The 17351-nt window shown below is 65.5% G+C and carries 23 protein-coding genes; 6 read left to right on the top strand and 17 right to left on the bottom strand.

What is annotated here, in order from left to right; translation table 11 throughout:
• Positions 1-37: 37 nt before the first annotated feature.
• From Hhyl2_RS04700 to Hhyl2_RS04680, 5 genes are all read right to left on the bottom strand, one after another.
• Entirely contained in the window at positions 38-181 is a 144-nt protein-coding gene (locus Hhyl2_RS04700; protein ID WP_483549572.1) for a hypothetical protein, read from the bottom strand.
• A gap of 535 nt (positions 182-716) precedes the next feature.
• Entirely contained in the window at positions 717-1424 is a 708-nt protein-coding gene (locus tag Hhyl2_RS04695) for a DICT sensory domain-containing protein (protein ID WP_483549571.1), read from the bottom strand.
• A complete protein-coding gene (locus Hhyl2_RS04690) occupies positions 1421-1849 on the bottom strand; it encodes a DUF7344 domain-containing protein (RefSeq protein ID WP_483549570.1) in 429 nt (142 codons plus the stop codon). The genes Hhyl2_RS04695 and Hhyl2_RS04690 overlap by 4 nt, the downstream gene beginning before the upstream one ends.
• 113 nt (positions 1850-1962) lie before the next feature.
• Positions 1963-2145 carry a hypothetical protein gene (locus Hhyl2_RS04685; RefSeq protein WP_483549569.1) on the bottom strand — a complete coding sequence of 61 codons (183 nt, stop codon included), beginning with the start codon at positions 2143-2145 and terminating at the stop codon, positions 1963-1965.
• Positions 2146-2241: 96 nt separating this feature from the next.
• Positions 2242-3174, bottom strand: coding sequence for a hypothetical protein (locus Hhyl2_RS04680; RefSeq protein WP_483549568.1), 933 nt, complete (start codon positions 3172-3174; stop codon positions 2242-2244).
• Positions 3175-3558: 384 nt separating this feature from the next.
• Here Hhyl2_RS04680 and Hhyl2_RS04675 point away from each other — a divergent pair, with 384 nt between their 5' ends.
• From Hhyl2_RS04675 to Hhyl2_RS04665, 3 genes are all read left to right on the top strand, one after another.
• Complete coding sequence (locus tag Hhyl2_RS04675; protein WP_483549567.1) at positions 3559-4011, top strand: reverse transcriptase-like protein; 453 nt, start codon at positions 3559-3561, stop codon at positions 4009-4011.
• Positions 4012-4074: 63 nt separating this feature from the next.
• Positions 4075-4482, top strand: coding sequence for a peptide-methionine (R)-S-oxide reductase MsrB (gene msrB, locus Hhyl2_RS04670; protein ID WP_483549566.1), 408 nt, complete (start codon positions 4075-4077; stop codon positions 4480-4482).
• 41 nt (positions 4483-4523) lie between these two features.
• Positions 4524-5195: a DUF7978 family protein gene (locus tag Hhyl2_RS04665; RefSeq protein ID WP_483549565.1), complete on the top strand. Its 672-nt coding sequence runs from the start codon at positions 4524-4526 to the stop codon at positions 5193-5195.
• On the opposite strand, the gene Hhyl2_RS04660 is transcribed toward Hhyl2_RS04665, so the two are convergent.
• The 6 genes from Hhyl2_RS04660 to Hhyl2_RS04635 all read right to left on the bottom strand — a co-directional run bounded on the left by Hhyl2_RS04660 (position 5186) and on the right by Hhyl2_RS04635 (position 8137).
• Entirely contained in the window at positions 5186-5425 is a 240-nt protein-coding gene (locus Hhyl2_RS04660) for a glutaredoxin family protein (RefSeq protein ID WP_483549564.1), read from the bottom strand. The two genes, Hhyl2_RS04665 and Hhyl2_RS04660, sit on opposite strands and share 10 nt — an antisense overlap.
• A gap of 77 nt (positions 5426-5502) precedes the next feature.
• Positions 5503-5967 carry a nucleoside-diphosphate kinase gene (gene ndk / locus Hhyl2_RS04655; RefSeq protein WP_483549563.1) on the bottom strand — a complete coding sequence of 155 codons (465 nt, stop codon included), beginning with the start codon at positions 5965-5967 and terminating at the stop codon, positions 5503-5505.
• A complete protein-coding gene (locus Hhyl2_RS04650; RefSeq protein ID WP_483549562.1) occupies positions 5967-6320 on the bottom strand; it encodes a 50S ribosomal protein L24e in 354 nt (117 codons plus the stop codon). The genes ndk and Hhyl2_RS04650 overlap by 1 nt, the downstream gene beginning before the upstream one ends.
• Positions 6321-6323: 3 nt before the next feature.
• Positions 6324-6551, bottom strand: coding sequence for a 30S ribosomal protein S28e (locus tag Hhyl2_RS04645; protein ID WP_284009558.1), 228 nt, complete (start codon positions 6549-6551; stop codon positions 6324-6326).
• 11 nt (positions 6552-6562) lie between these two features.
• A complete protein-coding gene (gene rpl7ae, locus Hhyl2_RS04640; RefSeq protein WP_483549561.1) occupies positions 6563-6925 on the bottom strand; it encodes a 50S ribosomal protein L7Ae in 363 nt (120 codons plus the stop codon).
• Positions 6926-7135: 210 nt separating this feature from the next.
• The gene (locus tag Hhyl2_RS04635; RefSeq protein WP_483549560.1) at positions 7136-8137 is read right to left on the bottom strand and encodes an NAD(P)H-dependent flavin oxidoreductase; all 1002 of its coding nucleotides are present in this window, start codon (positions 8135-8137) and stop codon (positions 7136-7138) included.
• Positions 8138-8216: 79 nt separating this feature from the next.
• Here Hhyl2_RS04635 and tmcA point away from each other — a divergent pair, with 79 nt between their 5' ends.
• Genes tmcA through Hhyl2_RS04620 form a run of 3 tightly spaced genes read left to right on the top strand, consistent with a single transcriptional unit; the run spans position 8217 to position 11118 of the window.
• A complete protein-coding gene (gene tmcA, locus Hhyl2_RS04630; protein WP_483549559.1) occupies positions 8217-10448 on the top strand; it encodes a tRNA(Met) cytidine acetyltransferase TmcA in 2232 nt (743 codons plus the stop codon).
• 11 nt (positions 10449-10459) lie between these two features.
• Entirely contained in the window at positions 10460-10957 is a 498-nt protein-coding gene (locus Hhyl2_RS04625) for a DUF456 domain-containing protein (protein ID WP_483550552.1), read from the top strand.
• Positions 10954-11118 (top strand): DUF8014 family protein, encoded by a 165-nt coding sequence (locus tag Hhyl2_RS04620; protein WP_483549558.1) that lies wholly within the window; start codon positions 10954-10956, stop codon positions 11116-11118. The genes Hhyl2_RS04625 and Hhyl2_RS04620 overlap by 4 nt, the downstream gene beginning before the upstream one ends.
• Here the strand turns inward: Hhyl2_RS04620 and Hhyl2_RS04615 are convergent.
• From Hhyl2_RS04615 to Hhyl2_RS04590, 6 genes are all read right to left on the bottom strand, one after another.
• A complete protein-coding gene (locus tag Hhyl2_RS04615; protein ID WP_483549557.1) occupies positions 11115-11846 on the bottom strand; it encodes an N-acetyltransferase family protein in 732 nt (243 codons plus the stop codon). The two genes, Hhyl2_RS04620 and Hhyl2_RS04615, sit on opposite strands and share 4 nt — an antisense overlap.
• A gap of 113 nt (positions 11847-11959) precedes the next feature.
• Entirely contained in the window at positions 11960-12607 is a 648-nt protein-coding gene (locus Hhyl2_RS04610) for a hypothetical protein (protein WP_483549556.1), read from the bottom strand.
• 174 nt (positions 12608-12781) lie between these two features.
• The gene (locus tag Hhyl2_RS04605; protein ID WP_483549555.1) at positions 12782-13141 is read right to left on the bottom strand and encodes a DUF8055 family protein; all 360 of its coding nucleotides are present in this window, start codon (positions 13139-13141) and stop codon (positions 12782-12784) included.
• 1 nt (position 13142) lies between these two features.
• Entirely contained in the window at positions 13143-14801 is a 1659-nt protein-coding gene (locus Hhyl2_RS04600; protein ID WP_483549554.1) for an FAD-dependent oxidoreductase, read from the bottom strand.
• Positions 14794-16446, bottom strand: a complete 1653-nt coding sequence (locus tag Hhyl2_RS04595) for an electron transfer flavoprotein subunit alpha/FixB family protein (protein WP_483549553.1) — start codon at positions 16444-16446, stop codon at positions 14794-14796. The genes Hhyl2_RS04600 and Hhyl2_RS04595 overlap by 8 nt, the downstream gene beginning before the upstream one ends.
• 2 nt (positions 16447-16448) lie before the next feature.
• Complete coding sequence (locus Hhyl2_RS04590; RefSeq protein ID WP_483549552.1) at positions 16449-17303, bottom strand: electron transfer flavoprotein subunit beta/FixA family protein; 855 nt, start codon at positions 17301-17303, stop codon at positions 16449-16451.
• Positions 17304-17351: the final 48 nt, after the last annotated feature.

Here is a 17351-nt window from a genome sequence, read left to right as displayed (position 1 = left end):
AGGCTTCGACAACCATCCCGCCACTCGAAACGGCCAGTTAAGAGTCGTTCTGCCCGTAGACCATCTGGAGCGACTCGCGAAGATGGTACCGAACAGTATCGTTCTCTGCGTGTTCGAGGGCCGTCTCCAGGTGGTCTTCGAGGGCCGACGAAGACTCGGTGGCCGGTGGCTGTGATTTCATACCATAATATTCCAGTAGGTTGTACTTTATTCTGCCCATTCGAACGCAATTCTCGTGTGCCAACTCTTTAGTAAAAAGTTTACCAAACTTGTGAGAAATTCCCCGGAACCACGGACAGTCCTCGAACGACCCGGCGACGCAACTGTGTAGGCGGTGCCACGCTCGACAAACCGAATACCGTCATGAATGGACGAAAGCGGCGATATACCCGGTTCCACCGCCCTGGTGTCTTCCGTCGTACGTCCAGCATACCCCTGATACGGGACGTCGGCGATCGGCAGCGGTGAACTGCTCGATGCCCAGTGTGTCGGCCGCCGTCCCACAGGTAGGTCTCCAGTGCGTGATTATAAACAGCCAGTACCAGACCGAACGTGAGGATGACGAAGGCGACAGCACGCCGGAGGGCCGTCCCCGCTCCAAGGGTCGAGACCACTCGTCCCTTGTCTGTCGCCGCACCCATAGTATTATTGACACTATTTTGCAGTCCCGGCCCCACTGGGACAGCATCCATTGCCGCCCTGGCGAAACGACGATGTCACTCCAGCGCCTCGAACGCCCGTGCTACCAGTGAGCTATCGTAGGTCCAGATGCCTCTGTACTCGTCGTCCAGTTGCTCCGCGACGAGCGCACAGTTTTGACTGCCGTCGCCCCCGTCGTCGAACAGGAGGAACCAGAACCGTCCGACCTCCTGTGCAGGTTCGGTATGTGTAGTGACGCTCGTCCCCTCGAACAACACCTCCGGGACAGTGTCTGCCGCATAGACGTGGACCTCGACGTCCGTCGTCGCGGCCAGTTCCCGATAGAGGCTCGCTTGCGCTTGCAGCGCAGTCGCAGACTGAAAGCCAGCGTGGAGTCGACCGCGTCCCGTCCGCCAGGCGCGGTCCTCGAACTCCCTGGAAGTCGCGAGTAGCTGTCGTCTGCTGAGCCCGACAAAGAGAGTGTCGTCGAGAAGTTCGTACACCGCTCGATACCCCGGTTCGAGCGTGTTCAGTTCATCGGGGTGTTTCACGGGCGGTTCGAGGAACGTCAACAGGTCCGCGAGCGCGATGGCACCACGGAACTCGCCGTCGTCCCGAACGATAACGAACGCGTCCGCAGCACGTCCCGGGAACGTTCGCTGGTCGACAGTAAGGTTTCGGGTCTCTAGCCGGTCTTGAAGGTCTGTCCGTGTCGCCTCTGGTGCGTATACGACGACACGTTTCCGTTGGTCGGCGACGTCGTCGAGAAGTGCTGCGAAACTCATCGACTCTCGGTGTCGAGCCCCTGTCTGTCCGACCTGGACCAGGTACGTTCGTACGCCTCCGCGAGGGAAAGCAGCATCCGAATCGGTCCAGAAAGCGACGCGAGTTCGACAGTGTCACTCGCTGGGTCGTATGTGATCAACCCTGCATCCGACAATATCGGTAAGTGAGAGTGGATCAGTTCCGTCCGCATCGTGTCCCACTCCGCCGGACCGGCAGGCCCGTCGATGGTCGCTTGCCACCCGACCAGCATGTCTACGAGCTCCTGCACGTCGCGTCGGTCCCCATCGATCAACAGAGACAGGATCCGTCGCCGGGGAGCCTCCGAAAGCGCTCGGAACACGTCGTCCGGCGGAGAGACCACGGTGGCGTCCTCGAAGGCCGTCTCGAACTCTGTATCGGCTCCGTGGTCGCCTGAAGGAGACATCCTGAATCACTAGTAGACAATTTTGTCCACTATCAAATATACGTTTGCCAACAAGGGCTCGGATCGGTGGTCACCGGGAGAGCGGATGGTGTCTCATCGAGCGGAACCCGCCGCTACACGCTCGGGGCACTCCCGAGGTTCCGGAGGAACTCCAGCACCGACTGGAGTATCGCGATCAGCGATTCGACGATGTCGATGAGTCCGCCGACACCGCCGCCGGTCTGTGCAGCGACGACACCCGTAAACAGGAGTGGGATGGCGACCGCGAGCAGTGCGATACGCAGTCTCGTGTGCATGGGGGGCTGTTGGACCTGGACGCGCATGAATGTTTGTTAACTTTCCACAAGCCACCGGTCGACGGAGAACGTTTGTGAGGCCTCTTCGTTACGTCTTCAGGAAGACGCTGTCGAGTTCGCAAGGATGATCCGCTCGTCGTCGGAGACGTACATGCCGAAGTCGACCTCCGTCCAGTACCGACGACCTTCGTACCGGACCAGCCAGGCGCCGTCGTACTCGCTGACCCTGACTGGACGGTGATGTCGGAACCGGTCGACGAGAGAGGCGAACCCGCTGTTGCCCTCGTTCTCGATGTAGTGTGTATCTCCGATCGACCGATCGAGTATCTCTGTCTCTTCGTCCGAGAGGTTCGTCAGCGTGAACGCGTACCGCCTGTCGAGCATGGTGGCGTACTCGTCGCTGCTTGCGGCGACGAGTGTCGCGTTGTAGCGGTAGGTGTCCAGCGTCGCCGATTCGGTGGTGACGTAGATGTCGTAGGTCTCGCCCTCGTAGCGGATCCCGTCGATCTCCTGTTCGGTCACGAGCATCGACGTGTTCGCCTGGGCCTCGGTGTACGAGACCGGGATGTCGATGTCGCTTCCTGGCTCGTCGCCCTCGCGTGGCGGCGCCAGCAGTGGTGCCAGTGCCCGCCGGTCGACCGCCGGTAGGTCACGATACGCGACGACGGTTCCGTCCACTGTGGAACTGTTGTAGTCGATACCGGCCTCGCCGTGATAGCCATCCGTCTGGCCGACTATCTCTCCGGTGACGTTGTAGTACCGGCCACGGTGCTCGTAGGGGAGGTCTGAGCCAGTCGTCAGGTGGGTGCCGTTGACGGTGACAGCGTCGTTCTCGATAGCGGCTTCGATGGGCTGCTGTCGGTGCATCTCGTAGGTGTCCGAGTTCGCTCCGATCTCGTGGCTGGCGTTGGCCCCGAGGGACTCGCTGTCCTCGACCGGCGTCATCGAAATACTGCCGGCGGCAGAACAGCCGCCGAGTGCCGCGAGCAGGAGGAGTGACCCGAACGCGAGGACCAATCTCTGGGTCATGTGTGGCGCTACCCGAAGCAGGATTGAATATCTTGTGACACGCAGAGAGCGGCCACCCGTCGGGAACTCGGACAGACAGAACCGGATAGATCCTCTCAGTCGGCGCTGTGTGCGGGCAGATAGCCGCAGTTCGCACAGCCGGTGTGTTTCGTAGTCTGGTAGCTCAACTCCGTGCCACAGACGTTGCATCGATAGTTCAACTGTTGCATCGAGCTACAATCATCCTGAGTTACATATATAGCTTGCGTGAGTGACGGTGGCGCGTGAGACGGCCTCGTGTGCCCCACCCACGCGGGACGCAATCGTCCGGACACCCGGGGACCGCTCATAGCCGAGTCCGGACGATTCGACGATGTTTTGCGCCATCCGGGCGCAGTGAGACCGATGTCACCAGACGGCGCAGTCGGTCCGCTGTTGCTGTATTTCGATGGAAGTCTGCTGTACGGGCCGGACAATGCGACTCCCGCCTCCGCCGCCATCGGCTACGTCGTCGACGACGGGACCACTACCCTCCTCGAAGGGTCACAGCACGTCGACGCGTTCGTCTCCAGCGCCGCCCTCGAACTCCGTGCGCTGGTCGAGGCGGCACGCGCGGTCGACGAGTCGACCGAAGTCGTCAGTTCAGTCCACGTCCACGGCGACGCCGACGCCGTGATCCGGCTCGCCGACCCGTCACGTCCGGCGACACCGTCGACCCGACTCGCACGACGCCGTGTCGAGACGGTCCGGTCCTGTTTCCGTGACATCCCGGTCGTCACCTATCGGAGTGTCTCGCGACATCGCAACGAGCGAGCCCACGCGCTCGCGCAGGCGGGCCACAGTCTCGACAGTCGGTGACACCAGTCGGTGACACCGTTCCGACACCAGAGGCTTATCCACTTCCGGCGCCTACGAAACCCCATGAGCGAGCAAGCCGAAGACCTCCCCGAGAACGACGACGAGTGGCGCGAGATTCTCACCGACGAGGAGTACCGGATCCTCCGTGAAGCAGGCACAGAGCCCCGGTTCAGCAGCGACCTCCTCGATGTCAAAGGCAAGGGCGTGTTCACGTGTGCCGGCTGTGGAGCGGAACTGTTCGACAGCGACGAGAAGTTCGACTCCGAGACCGGCTGGCCGAGCTTCTGGGACGTCTACGAGGAAGGCAACATCGAGACGCGTCTCGACGAGAGTCACGGCATGCGCCGGACCGAAGTCGTCTGTGCCGAGTGTGGTGGCCACCTGGGCCACGTCTTCGACGACGGCCCGGAGCCGACGGGCAAGCGCTACTGCATCAACGGGGCCGCACTCGACTTCGAACCCGACGAGTAACCACCACCAGACTCATTTTCCGCCGTGCTGTAGGTGTGCCAGTGACTGCCCAAGCCGAGCACGACGGTGACGTGGAGACGGACGCAGACGCGGACGATCACTTCTTTGCGCCCAGTATCCGGCAGTTCCCGTGGCCCTGGGCCGCGGCTGCGGCCGTCGGAACGTTCCTGGTCGAGTACCTACTCGTTGCGGCGTTGTTCGTCCTCGGCCCGTCGAACGTCGACCGATCGGAACCGATCATCAACTCCACGGTCGCCGTTCTCGTCCAGTACGCCCATATCCTGTACAACGCACACTTCGTCTGGACCATCACTGGGGCGACTGCGCCGGGCGTCCAGATTCCGCGACCGTTCGCGAACGACCTGTGGGTCGCGCTGATCCGGGGCGGCGCAGCGACCCATCCAGTCGTCTACTTCCTCATCCCGGCCGTCTCGCTGGTGATCGCCGGTGCAGTCTTCGAGCGGTACCGCGAGTCGCCCGCCCCGGGCCGCTTCTCGGAAGCAGGGCTCGTCGGAACCGGATTCACGGCAGGATACTGGCTGCTCGGCCTCCTCGGATCGCTCCTACTCGTCCAGCGGAACCCGATCAGCGGGACTGACGGCGTCGTTACACAGCAGCCGGACCTGTACTTTACCGCGCTGATGTTCTTCCTCTTTCCGATGGTCTTCGTCTCGGTCGGGGCGGCGCTAGCCTACGACGGCGCTCAGGCGTAGCTCCGGTTCACGAACTCCAGAATCCGGTCGGACTCCGCCATCGTCACGCCGTACTCGTCGTCGACCAGGACCGGAACCCCCCGCTGGCCCGAGACCTGCTTGACCTCGTTCCGGTCCGAGTGGAGCGCATCGACCCAGATACTCTCGTAGTCGACGTCGAGTTCGTCCAGGCGGTCGGCGACCTTCTCACAGTACGGACAGCCGTCGAGCTGGTAGAGCGTTGGCGTCATACCAACCAGTACGAACTGACTCCAGATGGGCGTTGTGACTGAGCGGTGGAGAAAACCGGAGAAACCGCAACGGATGATTACTCGTACAGCCAGGGCTCGTCGATGCGGTCCCAGTCGACGAGTTCCTCGTCGTCGAAGAAGAGGGCGATCTCGCGCTCGTTGGCGCCCTCGTCCTCGTGGTCGGAGCCGTGGATGACGTTCCGACCGAGGTCGAGCCCGTAGTCACCGCGGATGGTGCCGGGTGCGGACTCGGCGGGATCGGTCTCGCCCATCATGGTGCGAACCTGGCGGGTCGCGTCCTGGCCCTCCCAGACCATGGCAAAGACCGGACCCGACGTGATGAAGTCGACCAGTCCGTCGAAGAACGGCTTGTCCGCGTGCTCGCCGTAGTGCTCCTCGGCGAGTTCCTGGTCGATCTGCATGAACTTGCCGGCGACCATCTTGAGGCCGCGGTCCTCGAACCGAGAGACGATGTCCCCGATGAGGCCACGCTGGACGCCGTCGGGCTTTACCATCACGAAGGTGCGCTCGCTCTCGGACATCAGGCTTCAGCCTCCTCGGCTTCCTCGTCGTCTTCCTCGGTGTCGTCGGCAGATTCCTCGGCCGCTTCCTCGGCCGCTTCGAGGTCGGGCGCCGCGCTCTCCTCGTCGTCGGCCGTCTCCGGCTCCGGCTCGGCGGACTCCTCGGCGGCCGCTGCTGCGGCGGTCTCCTGACGGGCGGCCTCGCGGCCGGCATCGGTCCAGCCGAGGTTCCGGGCCTCGCGGCCCAGGTCGGCGTTGTTCTCGCACTTCGAGGAACAGAAGTGGATGGTCGTGCCGTCGTTGCGGACGAACATCGTGCCCGTGCCGGGCTCGATGTCGGCGCCGCAGTAGTCACATTCGCGTGTTCGGGGCATCGGTTACTGACCTCCGATCGCGTCGGCCTCGCGGGCCGTCTCCCGCAGCTGGAGGACGTCGCCCTCGCGGACCGGGCCCAGCACGTTGCGGGTGATGATACGACCCTGGTTCTCGCCCTCGCGGATGCGGCACTTGACCTGCATGGCCTCGCCGTGCATCCCCGTCTTGCCGACGATCTCGATGACCTCGGCGGGCGTGGAGCCGCTGCCTTCGGATTCCTCAGCACTCATCCGTCGTCACCTCACCGAAGCTCCTCGACCTTGTCGGCGATGTCCTCGACGTCGGCCTCGGCCTCGCCCGCGTCGACGATAGCGGCGGCGGCCGAACCGACTTCGAGACCAGCAGCGTGACCGAGGTCGTCCTGCTGCTCGACGAAGATGAAGGGGACGCCCTTCTCGTCGGCGAGTTCCGGGATGTGCATGACGATCTCCTCGGGCTGGACGTCCTCGGCGACGAAGACGAGTGCTGCGGAGCCGCGCTCGACGGCCTTGGTCGTCTCGTTGGTCCCTTTCTTGACTGTGCCTGTGTCTCGTGCGACCTCCAGCGCCTCGAGAGCGTCGTCCTCGAGGTCGGCCGGAACGTCGAAATCTACGTATACTGGCATTGGTATGTGCACCTCCTGCGCGCGGGCTCAGGCTCCCCCGCCGTTCGCGGGCGTTCCGCGGCGCACCCCGCTGGTACGCGGTGTCCTGAGAAGGCTGGGAGCATCATCAACCCGGCACAGGCTGTATCCCTTTCTGTGCTACCGCCCCTAAAAGCGCTTTCGAAGCCGAAACGACGTGCCAGCCCGCCACACGGTCGCTGTCGGGTGGTCCTACCGCTGGCGAGTCACGTCCTCGATAGCCGCCGACGCCGTCGAGACGAGTGTCTCAAGGACGTCACTGGCCGACGGGACCGAATCGGCCAGCCCCACGCTCTGACCGGCGTAGTGTGGGAGCGCCTCGACGTCGCCGTCCATCCCCGAGAGCGGCGGGAGGTCGGCGTAGCGTTCGACCGACTCGCCGTCGGACGTGGTGGCAACCGTCTCGCCGACGCCCGGCCGCTCTCCGTCCTGCTGTTCTCCCTGCCGGACTTCCTCGGTATCGAGGACCCGGTGTGGCTGGTCGGGCCATCCCCGGTCGAAGGCCTCCGTCCGCCGGGTCTCGGTCTCTGCCGCGTCGACGAGCGCTCCGCGGTAGGACTCGTGGGCGCCGGACTCCCGGGTCGCGACGAAGCGGGTCCCGAGCCAGGCCCCGTCGGCCCCGAGCGCGAGTGCGGCCGCCAGTCCGCGGCCGTCGCCGATGCCACCTGCGGCGACGACGGGGATTTCGACAGCGTCCGCGACCCGCGGGACCAGGGCCATCGTCGTCACGTCGCTCTGGACGTGGCCGCCGGCTTCGGCTCCCTGTGCGACGACGACGTCTGCCCCGGCGTCGGCGGCCGCCCGTGCTTCGGCAGCGCTCCCGACGGTCACCATGGCGATTCCGCCGGCCTCGTGGACTCGCTGGACGAACCCGGCCGCCTCGCCGAACGAGAACGAGACGACGCTCGCGCCGGCGTCGAGACACGTATCGAGACACGCCTCGGGCGAGTCGACGCCGGTCTCGTCGTCCAGCACCACGTTGACGCCGACGACGCCGTCGGTCGCCGCCGTTGCTCGTTCGTAGGTGTCTCGGATCGACGCGGCGTCTCGCCAGGACATCGCGAGCATCCCGAGACCGCCGGCGTCGGCGACGGCAGCGGCCAGTGCCGCCGTCGAGACGCTCCCGACGGGTGCCTGGACGACCGGATACTCGACACCGAGGACGTCACACAGCGGCGTTCGCAGCGAGGACATGGGCGGGATTCGATACGCTGTCGGCAAAAGCCATCCGGACGACCGCCAGGTCCATATCGGCGGCTCTGCCACCACCAGTATGGACATCGCGCGGTCGCTCAGAGCGGAGGCTCGACGGGCGAACGAGCGACGCGTACTCGTCCTCGCTGGGGACCCAGCAGCGACGCGCGAGCGAGTGGCCGAGGCCCTCGACGCTGCCGAGATTCCACGGTCCGAGACGACCCTCGTCGGTCCCGACCCGTTCCTCGACTGCGAGCAGTACCCCCAGTCACGGGCCTCGGAACTGCTCGGTCGGACCCGCGAGGCCGTCGTGCTGGATTGCCACGACGAGTTCCGACCCAACGCGCTCGGGCGGGCCGTGGGGGCCGTCGACGGCGGTGGCCTGCTCGTCCTGTTGACACCCCCACTGGGCGAGTGGCCGGACAGTCGGGACGCCTTCGACGAGACGCTGGCGGTGCCGCCGTTCGAGGTAGCCGAGGTGACCGGCCACTTCCGCCGTCGGGTCGTCGAGACGCTGCGGGCCCACCGCGGCATCGCTATCGTCGACGTCGACACCGGAACGGTCGAAGCAGACGGGCTGACCGACCCGCCGCCGCGTCGGCCCCCACAACCACCGGCGGTGCCCGCCGACGCGAGGTTCCGACCGGCGACCTACGACGCCTGTCTCACCGACGACCAGGTCGACGCGGTCCAGGCGTTCGAGGCACTGCGAGAGCCCGGCCACGCCGTCGTCGTCGAGGCCGACAGGGGACGGGGCAAATCCGCGGCTGCCGGCCTGGCGGCCGCGAACCTCGCGCTCGACGGCGCTGACGTCCTCGTGACCGCCCCACAGTACCGCAGCGCAGCAGAGGTGTTCGTCCGTGCGCGGGCGCTGTTCGAGACGCTCGGCGTGGCCGTCGACGGTGCCGATACCGACGAACCGCACCGGCTGATCCTCGCTGACGGTGGGTCGATCCGGTTCGAGCGGCCGGACGACGTGGTCGCTTCGCTGGATTCGGCCGACGTCGTGGTCGTCGACGAGGCGGCGGCCCTGCCGGTCCACCGCCTGCAGGAACTGCTGGCTGCACCCGCAGTGGCGTTCACGACGACGGTCCACGGCTACGAGGGAGCGGGCCGGAGTTTCGACGTCCGCTTCCGCGGGCACCTGGCCGACAGCGACCACGAGGTGACCGACGTGACGATGACGACGCCGATCCGGTACGCGCCGGCCGACCCGATCGAGACCTGGGCGTTCCGGGCGCTATTGCTGGACGCGCGCCCTGCCGTGGACCCGCTCGTGGCCGAAGCCACACCGGAATCGGTCACCCATCATCGGCTGACGGCGGCGGATCTGCTGGCCGACGAGCACCTGCTCCGGGAGGTGTTCGGGCTCCTCGTCCTGGCCCACTACCGGACGGAACCGGCCGATCTGGCCCGCCTGCTGGACGCGCCGAACCTGACCGTCCACGCGCTCGTCCACGAGGGCCACGTCGTCTCGGTGTCCCTGCTGGCCCGCGAGGGGAACCTCTCGGACGAGACCCGGGCGACGATGTACGCCGGCGGCCGCATCCGGGGGAACATGGTCCCGGACGTGCTGACGACACAGTTGCGTGACGAGGAAGCGGGCGTCCCGGTCGGTCAGCGCGTCCTGCGCATCGCGACCCACGCCACCGCTCGCTCCAGGGGGCTCGGTTCGAAACTGCTGGGCGACGTCGGGGACGCCGTCGGCGACGACGTCGACTGGATCGGTGTCGGGTACGGTGCCACGCCCGAACTCGTGCGGTTCTGGCGGGCCAACGGCTTCGGGACGGTCCACGTCTCGACCTCGCGCAACGACGCCAGCGGCGAGTACTCGGCGGTGATGCTGTCGCCCTGTTCGCCGGCCGGCGACGCACTGGCCGACCGTCACGCCGGGTGGCTCTGTGACCGCGCGGCAGCGGTGCTGTCCGACCCATTGGACGACGCCGACCCAGACGTGGTCCGTGAACTCCTGGGTGCGGTCGACGCGTCGCCGGACCCGGTCCTCTCTGCGTGGGAGTGGCGCATCGTCGCCGGCGTCCCCAGTGGGGCGTCGATTCTGGACACCAACCCCGAGCCGTTCCGTCGGCTGACGCTCCGGCACCTCGTCGCACCCGCGGACGCCGACGCGCTGTCCAACCGCGAGGAGCGGCTCCTCGTTCGGAAAGTCCTGCAGGCCCAGCCCTGGGAGATCGTGACGGCGGAGCTGGACTTCGTCTCGCGGCGCCAGTGCATGCGGACGCTCGGCGGAGCCGTCGAAAGATTGACGCGTCTGTACGGAGACAGCAGCGTACAGGAGGAACTCGATACATGATGCCCCTGCAGTTGCCCTTCCTCGGTTTCGAAACGACGCTCGTCGTCGTCGCCTTCCTGCTGCTGGGAGCCGGCGTCGTCGGGAGTCTGATCCCACAGGTCCCCGGAGCGCCCTTCTCACTGGCTGGCGTCTACGTCTACTGGGTCGCCACCGGGATGAGCGAGCCCGGAATCGTCCTGCTCGCGGTGCTCACGATGGTCGGCGCGCTCACGTGGGTGGTCGACTTCGCGGGTGGCGCCGTCGCCGCGCGCGTCGGTGGTGCCTCGACGAAGACGGCCATCGCCGCCGGAGTCGTCGGGCTGGTCCTGTTCTTCGTCACGGGCCCGCTCGGAATCCTACTCGGCGTGACGCTCACCGTCTTCGCCCTGGAGTTCTACCGCCAGGAGGACGCCCGCAAGGGACTCAAGGCCGCACTCGTCACGACTGCCGGCATGCTCGCTTCCGGTATCGTCCAGGCGCTGCTCACCGGGTCGATCCTGGTGGCGATGGTGGCGATCGCGCTGCTATGACGACGTGTGCGGAATCGGGCTGTGAGAACGAGGCCGCGGTGGAGCTACACATCCCCTGGGACGAGAACCGCCGTGTCTGTACAGCCCACGCGAGAGTGTGGGCACAGAAGGACGGCGTCGTCCCGGCACCGCTCGACGGACACGAGGACGAGTGGCCCTAGAGGGACTTGGCCAGCATCACTTCGTCGGCGTACTCCCCGTCGATCTTGTAGTGGTCCTCGCGGACCGCTTCGGTCTCCCAGCCGTGGTCCTCCAGGAAGTCGATAGCGGTCTGGTTCGAGGAGGGCACCGAGTTGTACAGTTTCTCGTAGCCGTGGTCGGCCGCCCAGTCGGTGCCACGTTTCAGTAGCTCCGCCCCGATTCCGTGCCCGCGATACTGCGCCAGGACCCCCAGGGTCAGCTCCGCAGTGTGGCTGAGTTTCGCGGACTCGGGATGTTTGAGGTGGACCCACCCGATGACGTCGTTGTCGATGCAGGCGACGAAGAAGATACGAGACTCCAGTTCGTTGTGCCGCAACAGGACGCCCTCGGTGTCGATGACGTCGGCGACGGTCTCGGCGTGGACGTACTCGCCGCTGCCGATAGCCGCGCGGATCGCACCGACGAGCCCGGTCAGGTCCTCCTGGCGGGCCTGCCGGATCGTGAACTCCACGTCGTCGGCCTGGAACTCCTCCTCGCCGCCGTCCTCGTAGGCGATCCGGAGTTCGCTGTTCTCCTCGGTGAGGGTACCGTCGCGTTTCATGATCGCGACGTGGTGGCCGAAGGGGTGTGGCTCCATACGCAGCGCCTTGCGAGCCTCCTCGGGATCGACCGACCCGTGTGACTCGATGTACTCGTAGATGTCCTTCCGGTCGGCGTGGTCGAACTGCAGCGGCTCGGTTAGCTCCATGCGTACCGTTACCACTACCCAGAACTTAATCTTTTATCACGTTCGGTACGTCGATGGGCTGTCCTGGGGGGCATCGACAGCCGCTCGGCCGTATCCGTATCGCCGGGAACCGGTTACGTAGCCGAATCGGGCGCGCTCACGTCGGTGGCCGCTGACCCTTCCCTCCCGTTCCTCAGCAAGTACCCCAGTGCCAGATTCGTCACCGTGAGGACCGTGACGACGCCGATGACCTTGCCAAGGTAGGGGAGGACACCGGCGATTCCGGTTCCGATATTGAAGAGGAATGTGACGACGAGCAACAGGAAGAGCAGTCCCACCGTCGGCGTGTATGTCCCGGAGCGGAGCGTCTCGATTCCGAACGAACCGAATCCGAAGACGATGCCGAGGACGATGCCGGGAAGGAACAGCGGGACGTAGGATTCGTAGCCGCCACCGAGGAGACCGGCGAACGCGCTGAAGGAGACGACTGCCATGACGACCATCGCGAGGAACCCGACGACGGAGGAGAGCCCGCCGATTCGGGGGAGCCACCGACTCCGGTCAGACAGCGTCGGATACGTTCCGAGTAACCCGAGGAATCCAGCAGCCCATGCGGCCCCGATCAACGCCTGCCCGAGGTCCGTGAACTGGTTCTCCGTCCCTGCCGAGAAGTTGAACAGCAGGATTCCGAGTTCGGCCGCGAAGACCACCCCGGCAATCGTAAACACCAGTGCTCGCCGCGTTTCCAGCGATTCCAGAATCTGACGATAACTTGCTGACATGCACTAGATAGGTACGCCAGAGAAAGTTAACAATTATTTAATAATTAGTACACGTTATCGGGCGGGATTGTGGGTACTTTCTGGGGAGTAGCACCTCGCTAATGGGAAGCGTTCTCTCGATGGAGACTGTGCTCGCGGCGCTGTCCGCCCCACTACTCGTGGCCGCGCCGAGCGTCACCGCTCCGGAACGCCCGTCAGCACCACCGCGACGTCCTCGATGTTGTGCGTGTCCACGAGCAGTTCGGCGGCCTCGCGGATGGTGTGGGTCGTGTCCAGGTCGACGCCGTAGCAGGCCGCGTACAGTTCGAGCCAGGCGTTCATCGTCGCCTCCAGGCGCTCGAACTCCGTCTCGCCGAAGCGGACCCAGGAGTCACCGGTCCGGGCCTCGCAGTACAACGAGACCGTCGGACCGAACCCCTCCCGGAGCAGGTCCATCGCTCGGTCCTCGGCGGGTGGGTCGGGGTCGAACGACTCGGCGGCCCGTTCGGCCCGCGTCTCCAGCGCCCGGATGCGGTCCTGAAACTGGTGGGTCATCTCAACCTTGCTTGTAGTCGACCCCCTTGCCGCCCGCGGGGTGTTCCCAGTCGGTGTCGGCGACGACGGCGCAGGTCCCGCACTCGACGCAGGGCTGAGTGTCCAGGCTCACGAGGTGTTCCTCGTGGCCGTTGGTCTGGACCATCTCGTCGCGGTAACAGCCCCCGCCGAAGTCCTTGGCGCTGACCGGACAGGCCGTCACGGCCGTCCCGGACGCCTCGAAGGAGTTGTCGACGAGTTCGATGTGTGGGTCGCCGACGTCGTAGGTCAGGTCGCCGATGCGGTCGTCAAGTTCCGGCGGTTCGATGGTGTTCTCGTCGGTGACGTACTCACCCAGTTCCTCGGCGATGACGGTCGGGAGCGTGACGTAGGGGAGTTTGGTGTCGGGTATCATCGACACCAGCGTCGGCGAGGAGTAGGCCCGTTCGAGCAGGCCGCCGGCCGCGCGGACGCCGAAGCGACCGACCGCCGAGTCGGCGATTGCGTTCGAGATGTTGTCGATGGGGCCGACCTCCCCGAGTTTCCCGAAGACGTTGTAGGTCGTCGGCCGGAGTTTGTCCATCACGCCCTCGTCGTTCAATTTCTTCTCGTAGAGGTCGCCGGCGGCGTGAGGGTCACCCCGCGTCCGTGCTTCGCTGAACGCCTCGGCTGCGAGTGCGCCGGCCGTGACGGCGTGGTTCATCCCCTTGATGATCGGACCCTGGGCCTGCATCTGGCCGGCAGCGTCACCCACGAGGACCAGCCGATCCCGGTGGGGCGAGGTGTGTGCCACCTTCTTCGAGTCGGGGACGAGTTTCGCGCTGTACTCTATCTCCTCGTACTCGTCGCCGAGCCACTGGGCCAACAGCGGGTGGGTCAGCAGACTGTCGAGCAGTTCGTGGGGTTCTGCTTCCTCCTCGGCGATGGAGTCGAGGTGGAAGACCGTCCCGATGGACAGCGAGTCCTCGTTCGTGTAGAGGAAGCCACCACCGCGGACGCCCTCGAAGAGGTCGCCCGAGAACAGGTGGGCGACCCCCTCGTCGTCGTCGATGTCGAATCGCTCGTTGATCGTCTCGGGGTCCATCTCGACGACGGCCTTGACGCCCTGGAACCACTCCTCGGGGTCCTCCCAGTCCATCAGGCCGGCGTCGCGGGCCAGTTCGGAGTTGACGCCGTCGGCGGCGACCACGATGTCGGCCTTGATCGGGTCCAGTTCCTCGCAGGTGACGCCGACGATCTCGCCACGTTCGCGCAGCAGGCCGTTGACCCGAACCTCCGTCAGCAGGCCGCCGCCCGTCTCGCGGGTGAGTTCGTGGACCCGCTGGGCGAGCCAGGAGTCCATCTTGCGCCGCAACACGGAGTCGGCCCACTCGGTGTCGTGGTGGTGCAGGTCGCCGATGTCGAAGGACTTGACCTGCTTGCCGGCGATATTGTGGATGTAGTTCTCGGTGACCGGGCGCTCGCTGGCCTGCTCGCGGAACTCCGGAAAGAGGCTGTCGATCGTGTAGGGCGCGGACTCCTCGGCGTAGATCAGCCCGCCCGAGACGTTCTTCGAGCCGGCGTCGACGCCCCGTTCCAGGACCAGCGTCTCGACGCCGTTCCGTGCGAGCGTCGCCGCCGCCGCGGCCCCGCCGGGGCCACAGCCGACGACGACAGCCTCGTACTCCTCGTACTCAGTCATCGCTTGCCTCCATGGCCGCGGCCAGTTCACCGCGCTCGACGGCCTCGGTCAGTCGCGGCAGGACCTCGAAGAGGTCGCCCTCGATGACGTAGTCCGAGAAGTCTGCGATGTCGGCGTCGGCGTCCGTGTTGATCGCGATGATCGTCTCCGACTCGTCACAGCCGACCTTGTGCTGGATCGCCCCGGAGATGCCGGCGGCGATGTAGATGTCGGGCTGGACCTCCTGGCCGGACTCACCGATCTGGCGTTCCTCGGTGATATACTGCTCGACGTGGCCGTCGAAGGAGTACGACGAGGTGATGACACCGCGGGAGAGCCCCAGGTCGGCGTCGTCGAAGGCGTCGACGAGGTCGAGCGCCAGTTCGACGCCTGTCGTCGGGTCGTCCCCGATGCCGCGACCGACGGCGACCACGACCTCGTTGCCGGTGAGGTCGACTCCGCCCGAGAGCCGGTCGAACTCGGTGACGTCGACCACGAACCAGTCGTCGTCGAGTTCCATCTCGTAGTCGATCACCTCGGCCTCGCGCTCGTACTCGGGCTCGGGAATCTCGAAGCTTCCCGGAATCACGGACGCACCCTGGGGGTGGAAGTCCCGATTGGGCTTGTCGATACAGAGGATCGTCGAGTACTCGAAGCCGGAGAAGTCCGGGCGCTTCATGTGCAGGACCCGCTCGAACTCCTTCTTGTCGCCGGCCTTGCCGGTCTTTGCCGGATTCGAGATCATCGCCTCCTCGATGTACAGTCCCGAACAGTCCGAGGCCAGCCCGGAGTCCAGCGCCCCCTGGACGAGCGCCGAGAGGTCACGGCCGTTGTTCGTCGCCGGGAAGATCGTGTAGCGGGGTTCGTGGTAGTCCTTCCAGTCGACCGCCTCGCGGCCCTCGGCGGCCAGGTCGCCGCCGGCGCGGGCCATGTCACAGAAGATTTCGGTGTACGGTTTGTGTTTGAACCGGTCGAGCCGGTCGTCCTCGTGGTAGACGACCAGGTCCGCACCGTAGGCGACGACGTCCTCGACGTGGTCGCTGGCGTCGGCCCCGACGAGGACGGCGACGACGCGCTCCTCCTCGTCGTAGTCCTCGTTGTACTGGTCCATCAATTGGCGTGCCTTGCCGAGCATCTCCTTGGAGACGTCGACGAGTTCGCCCGCCTGTGTCTCACAGTAGACCCACATGTCGCGGTACTCCGCGCCGACGGTCCCCTCGACCCACTGCTTGTCGTTGGTGGGGTGATCGAGGTCGGGGTACTTCTCCTCGGGCGGGACGTACTCGACCTCGCCGTCCTCGTCGTCCTCGCTGCCCTCGACGGACTCGATACGGCTCTCGATGCGGGAGATGGCTGTCTTGCGGTTCTCGCCCTCCTCCTCGCGTTCGAGCATGTCCCGGAGGACGTCGGCGTCGTCGACGTCCCGGACGAGGTTCGCGATGTCTGCGACGGTCAACTCCGAGAGGTCGACAGTTTCGGGGTCGACCTCCCCGCCCTCGTCTTCGAGTTTGTCGATGCGGCTCTGGATGAGTGTCTTGACCGGTGTGCGGTCCTCGCCGTCCTCCTCCAGGGAGAGCATCTCCCGGAGAACGTCTTCGTCGTCGATGTCCTTGATCTTCGGTCCGAGGTCCGCGATCTCGTGTTCTGTGGGGTCGATGTCAACCATTGTCAGTCACCCGCCGCGAACGGCGTCAGTTCGTCGACTACCTGTTCCATCCCGGAGTCGTCGTCGGCCTCGATGTGTGTCGCCTCACGTTCGGAGGGCGCCTTCGGGATCGGGTCGACGCCGGCGACGATCGTCGGTGAGCCGTCCAGCCCGATGTAGTCCGGGTCCAGATTGAGCGCTTTGTGGTCCCACACCGTCACGTGGTCCTCGTAGTTCTCGGCCCGTTCCTGAGTCACTTCCCGGAGATCCTTGTGTTTCAGCCGGTGGGTGGCCTTCCGGTAGGTCGGTTCGAACTCGGGGTCGGCGACGATGAAACACGGCATCGGCGCCTCGACGGTCTCGATCTCGGAGACGTCGCCGTCGACGAGTCGTTTCGCCCGTACCTGTCGCTCCTCCTCGTCGATGTCCAGCGAGATGACGTGCGTGATCGTCGGCCAGTCCAGACACCAGGCGGTCTGTGGGCCGGTGTGGCCTGTCTCGCCGTCTGCGGTCTTGAACCCGGCGAACACGAGGTCCGGTTCCTCGTCGAGATGCTGGATCCCCGTCGCGACGGTCATCGCCGTGGCCCAGGTGTCGGCCGCACCCATCTCCCGATCCGAGAGGAGATAGAGGTCGTCGGCGTAGACGTCCCGCATCCCCTCCTGGAGGACCTCCTTGTAGCCCGGCGGTCCCATACTCATCAGCGAGACGTGCCCGCCGTTGCGGACCTTCGTCTGGAACGCCGCCCGGAGTGCGTGCTTGTCGTTCGGGTTCATTACTGTCGGCGTCTTCCCCCGTTCGAGGTGGCCATCCTCGTCGAAGGAGACCTGTCCCTCGCGGAAGTCGGGGACGCCCTTCGTAAGAACTACTGTATGCATGTGTATCACTACCTCGTGACCGGTTGTCAGACGCCGAGGGTAATAATG

Source organism: Haloarcula sp. H-hyl2, assembly GCF_056934385.1.
The sequence above is the reverse complement of the archived record's forward strand: the minus strand, read 5'-3'. Positions and strand labels throughout refer to the sequence as shown.

What these genes read in the sequence shown, in the direction of transcription:
- Hhyl2_RS04700 (WP_483549572.1), bottom strand. Translation starts at nt 181, where the DNA reads ATGAAATCACAGCCACCGGCCACCGAGTCTTCGTCGGCCCTCGAAGAC.
- Hhyl2_RS04695 (WP_483549571.1), bottom strand. Translation starts at nt 1,424, where the DNA reads ATGAGTTTCGCAGCACTTCTCGACGACGTCGCCGACCAACGGAAACGT.
- Hhyl2_RS04690 (WP_483549570.1), bottom strand. Translation starts at nt 1,849, where the DNA reads ATGTCTCCTTCAGGCGACCACGGAGCCGATACAGAGTTCGAGACGGCC.
- Hhyl2_RS04685 (WP_483549569.1), bottom strand. Translation starts at nt 2,145, where the DNA reads ATGCACACGAGACTGCGTATCGCACTGCTCGCGGTCGCCATCCCACTC.
- Hhyl2_RS04680 (WP_483549568.1), bottom strand. Translation starts at nt 3,174, where the DNA reads ATGACCCAGAGATTGGTCCTCGCGTTCGGGTCACTCCTCCTGCTCGCG.
- Hhyl2_RS04675 (WP_483549567.1), top strand. Translation starts at nt 3,559, where the DNA reads ATGTCACCAGACGGCGCAGTCGGTCCGCTGTTGCTGTATTTCGATGGA.
- msrB (WP_483549566.1), top strand. Translation starts at nt 4,075, where the DNA reads ATGAGCGAGCAAGCCGAAGACCTCCCCGAGAACGACGACGAGTGGCGC.
- Hhyl2_RS04660 (WP_483549564.1), bottom strand. Translation starts at nt 5,425, where the DNA reads ATGACGCCAACGCTCTACCAGCTCGACGGCTGTCCGTACTGTGAGAAG.
- ndk (WP_483549563.1), bottom strand. Translation starts at nt 5,967, where the DNA reads ATGTCCGAGAGCGAGCGCACCTTCGTGATGGTAAAGCCCGACGGCGTC.
- Hhyl2_RS04650 (WP_483549562.1), bottom strand. Translation starts at nt 6,320, where the DNA reads ATGCCCCGAACACGCGAATGTGACTACTGCGGCGCCGACATCGAGCCC.
- Hhyl2_RS04645 (WP_284009558.1), bottom strand. Translation starts at nt 6,551, where the DNA reads ATGAGTGCTGAGGAATCCGAAGGCAGCGGCTCCACGCCCGCCGAGGTC.
- rpl7ae (WP_483549561.1), bottom strand. Translation starts at nt 6,925, where the DNA reads ATGCCAGTATACGTAGATTTCGACGTTCCGGCCGACCTCGAGGACGAC.
- Hhyl2_RS04635 (WP_483549560.1), bottom strand. Translation starts at nt 8,137, where the DNA reads ATGTCCTCGCTGCGAACGCCGCTGTGTGACGTCCTCGGTGTCGAGTAT.
- tmcA (WP_483549559.1), top strand. Translation starts at nt 8,217, where the DNA reads ATGGACATCGCGCGGTCGCTCAGAGCGGAGGCTCGACGGGCGAACGAG.
- Hhyl2_RS04620 (WP_483549558.1), top strand. Translation starts at nt 10,954, where the DNA reads ATGACGACGTGTGCGGAATCGGGCTGTGAGAACGAGGCCGCGGTGGAG.
- Hhyl2_RS04615 (WP_483549557.1), bottom strand. Translation starts at nt 11,846, where the DNA reads ATGGAGCTAACCGAGCCGCTGCAGTTCGACCACGCCGACCGGAAGGAC.
- Hhyl2_RS04610 (WP_483549556.1), bottom strand. Translation starts at nt 12,607, where the DNA reads ATGTCAGCAAGTTATCGTCAGATTCTGGAATCGCTGGAAACGCGGCGA.
- Hhyl2_RS04605 (WP_483549555.1), bottom strand. Translation starts at nt 13,141, where the DNA reads ATGACCCACCAGTTTCAGGACCGCATCCGGGCGCTGGAGACGCGGGCC.
- Hhyl2_RS04600 (WP_483549554.1), bottom strand. Translation starts at nt 14,801, where the DNA reads ATGACTGAGTACGAGGAGTACGAGGCTGTCGTCGTCGGCTGTGGCCCC.
- Hhyl2_RS04595 (WP_483549553.1), bottom strand. Translation starts at nt 16,446, where the DNA reads ATGGTTGACATCGACCCCACAGAACACGAGATCGCGGACCTCGGACCG.
- Hhyl2_RS04590 (WP_483549552.1), bottom strand. Translation starts at nt 17,303, where the DNA reads ATGCATACAGTAGTTCTTACGAAGGGCGTCCCCGACTTCCGCGAGGGA.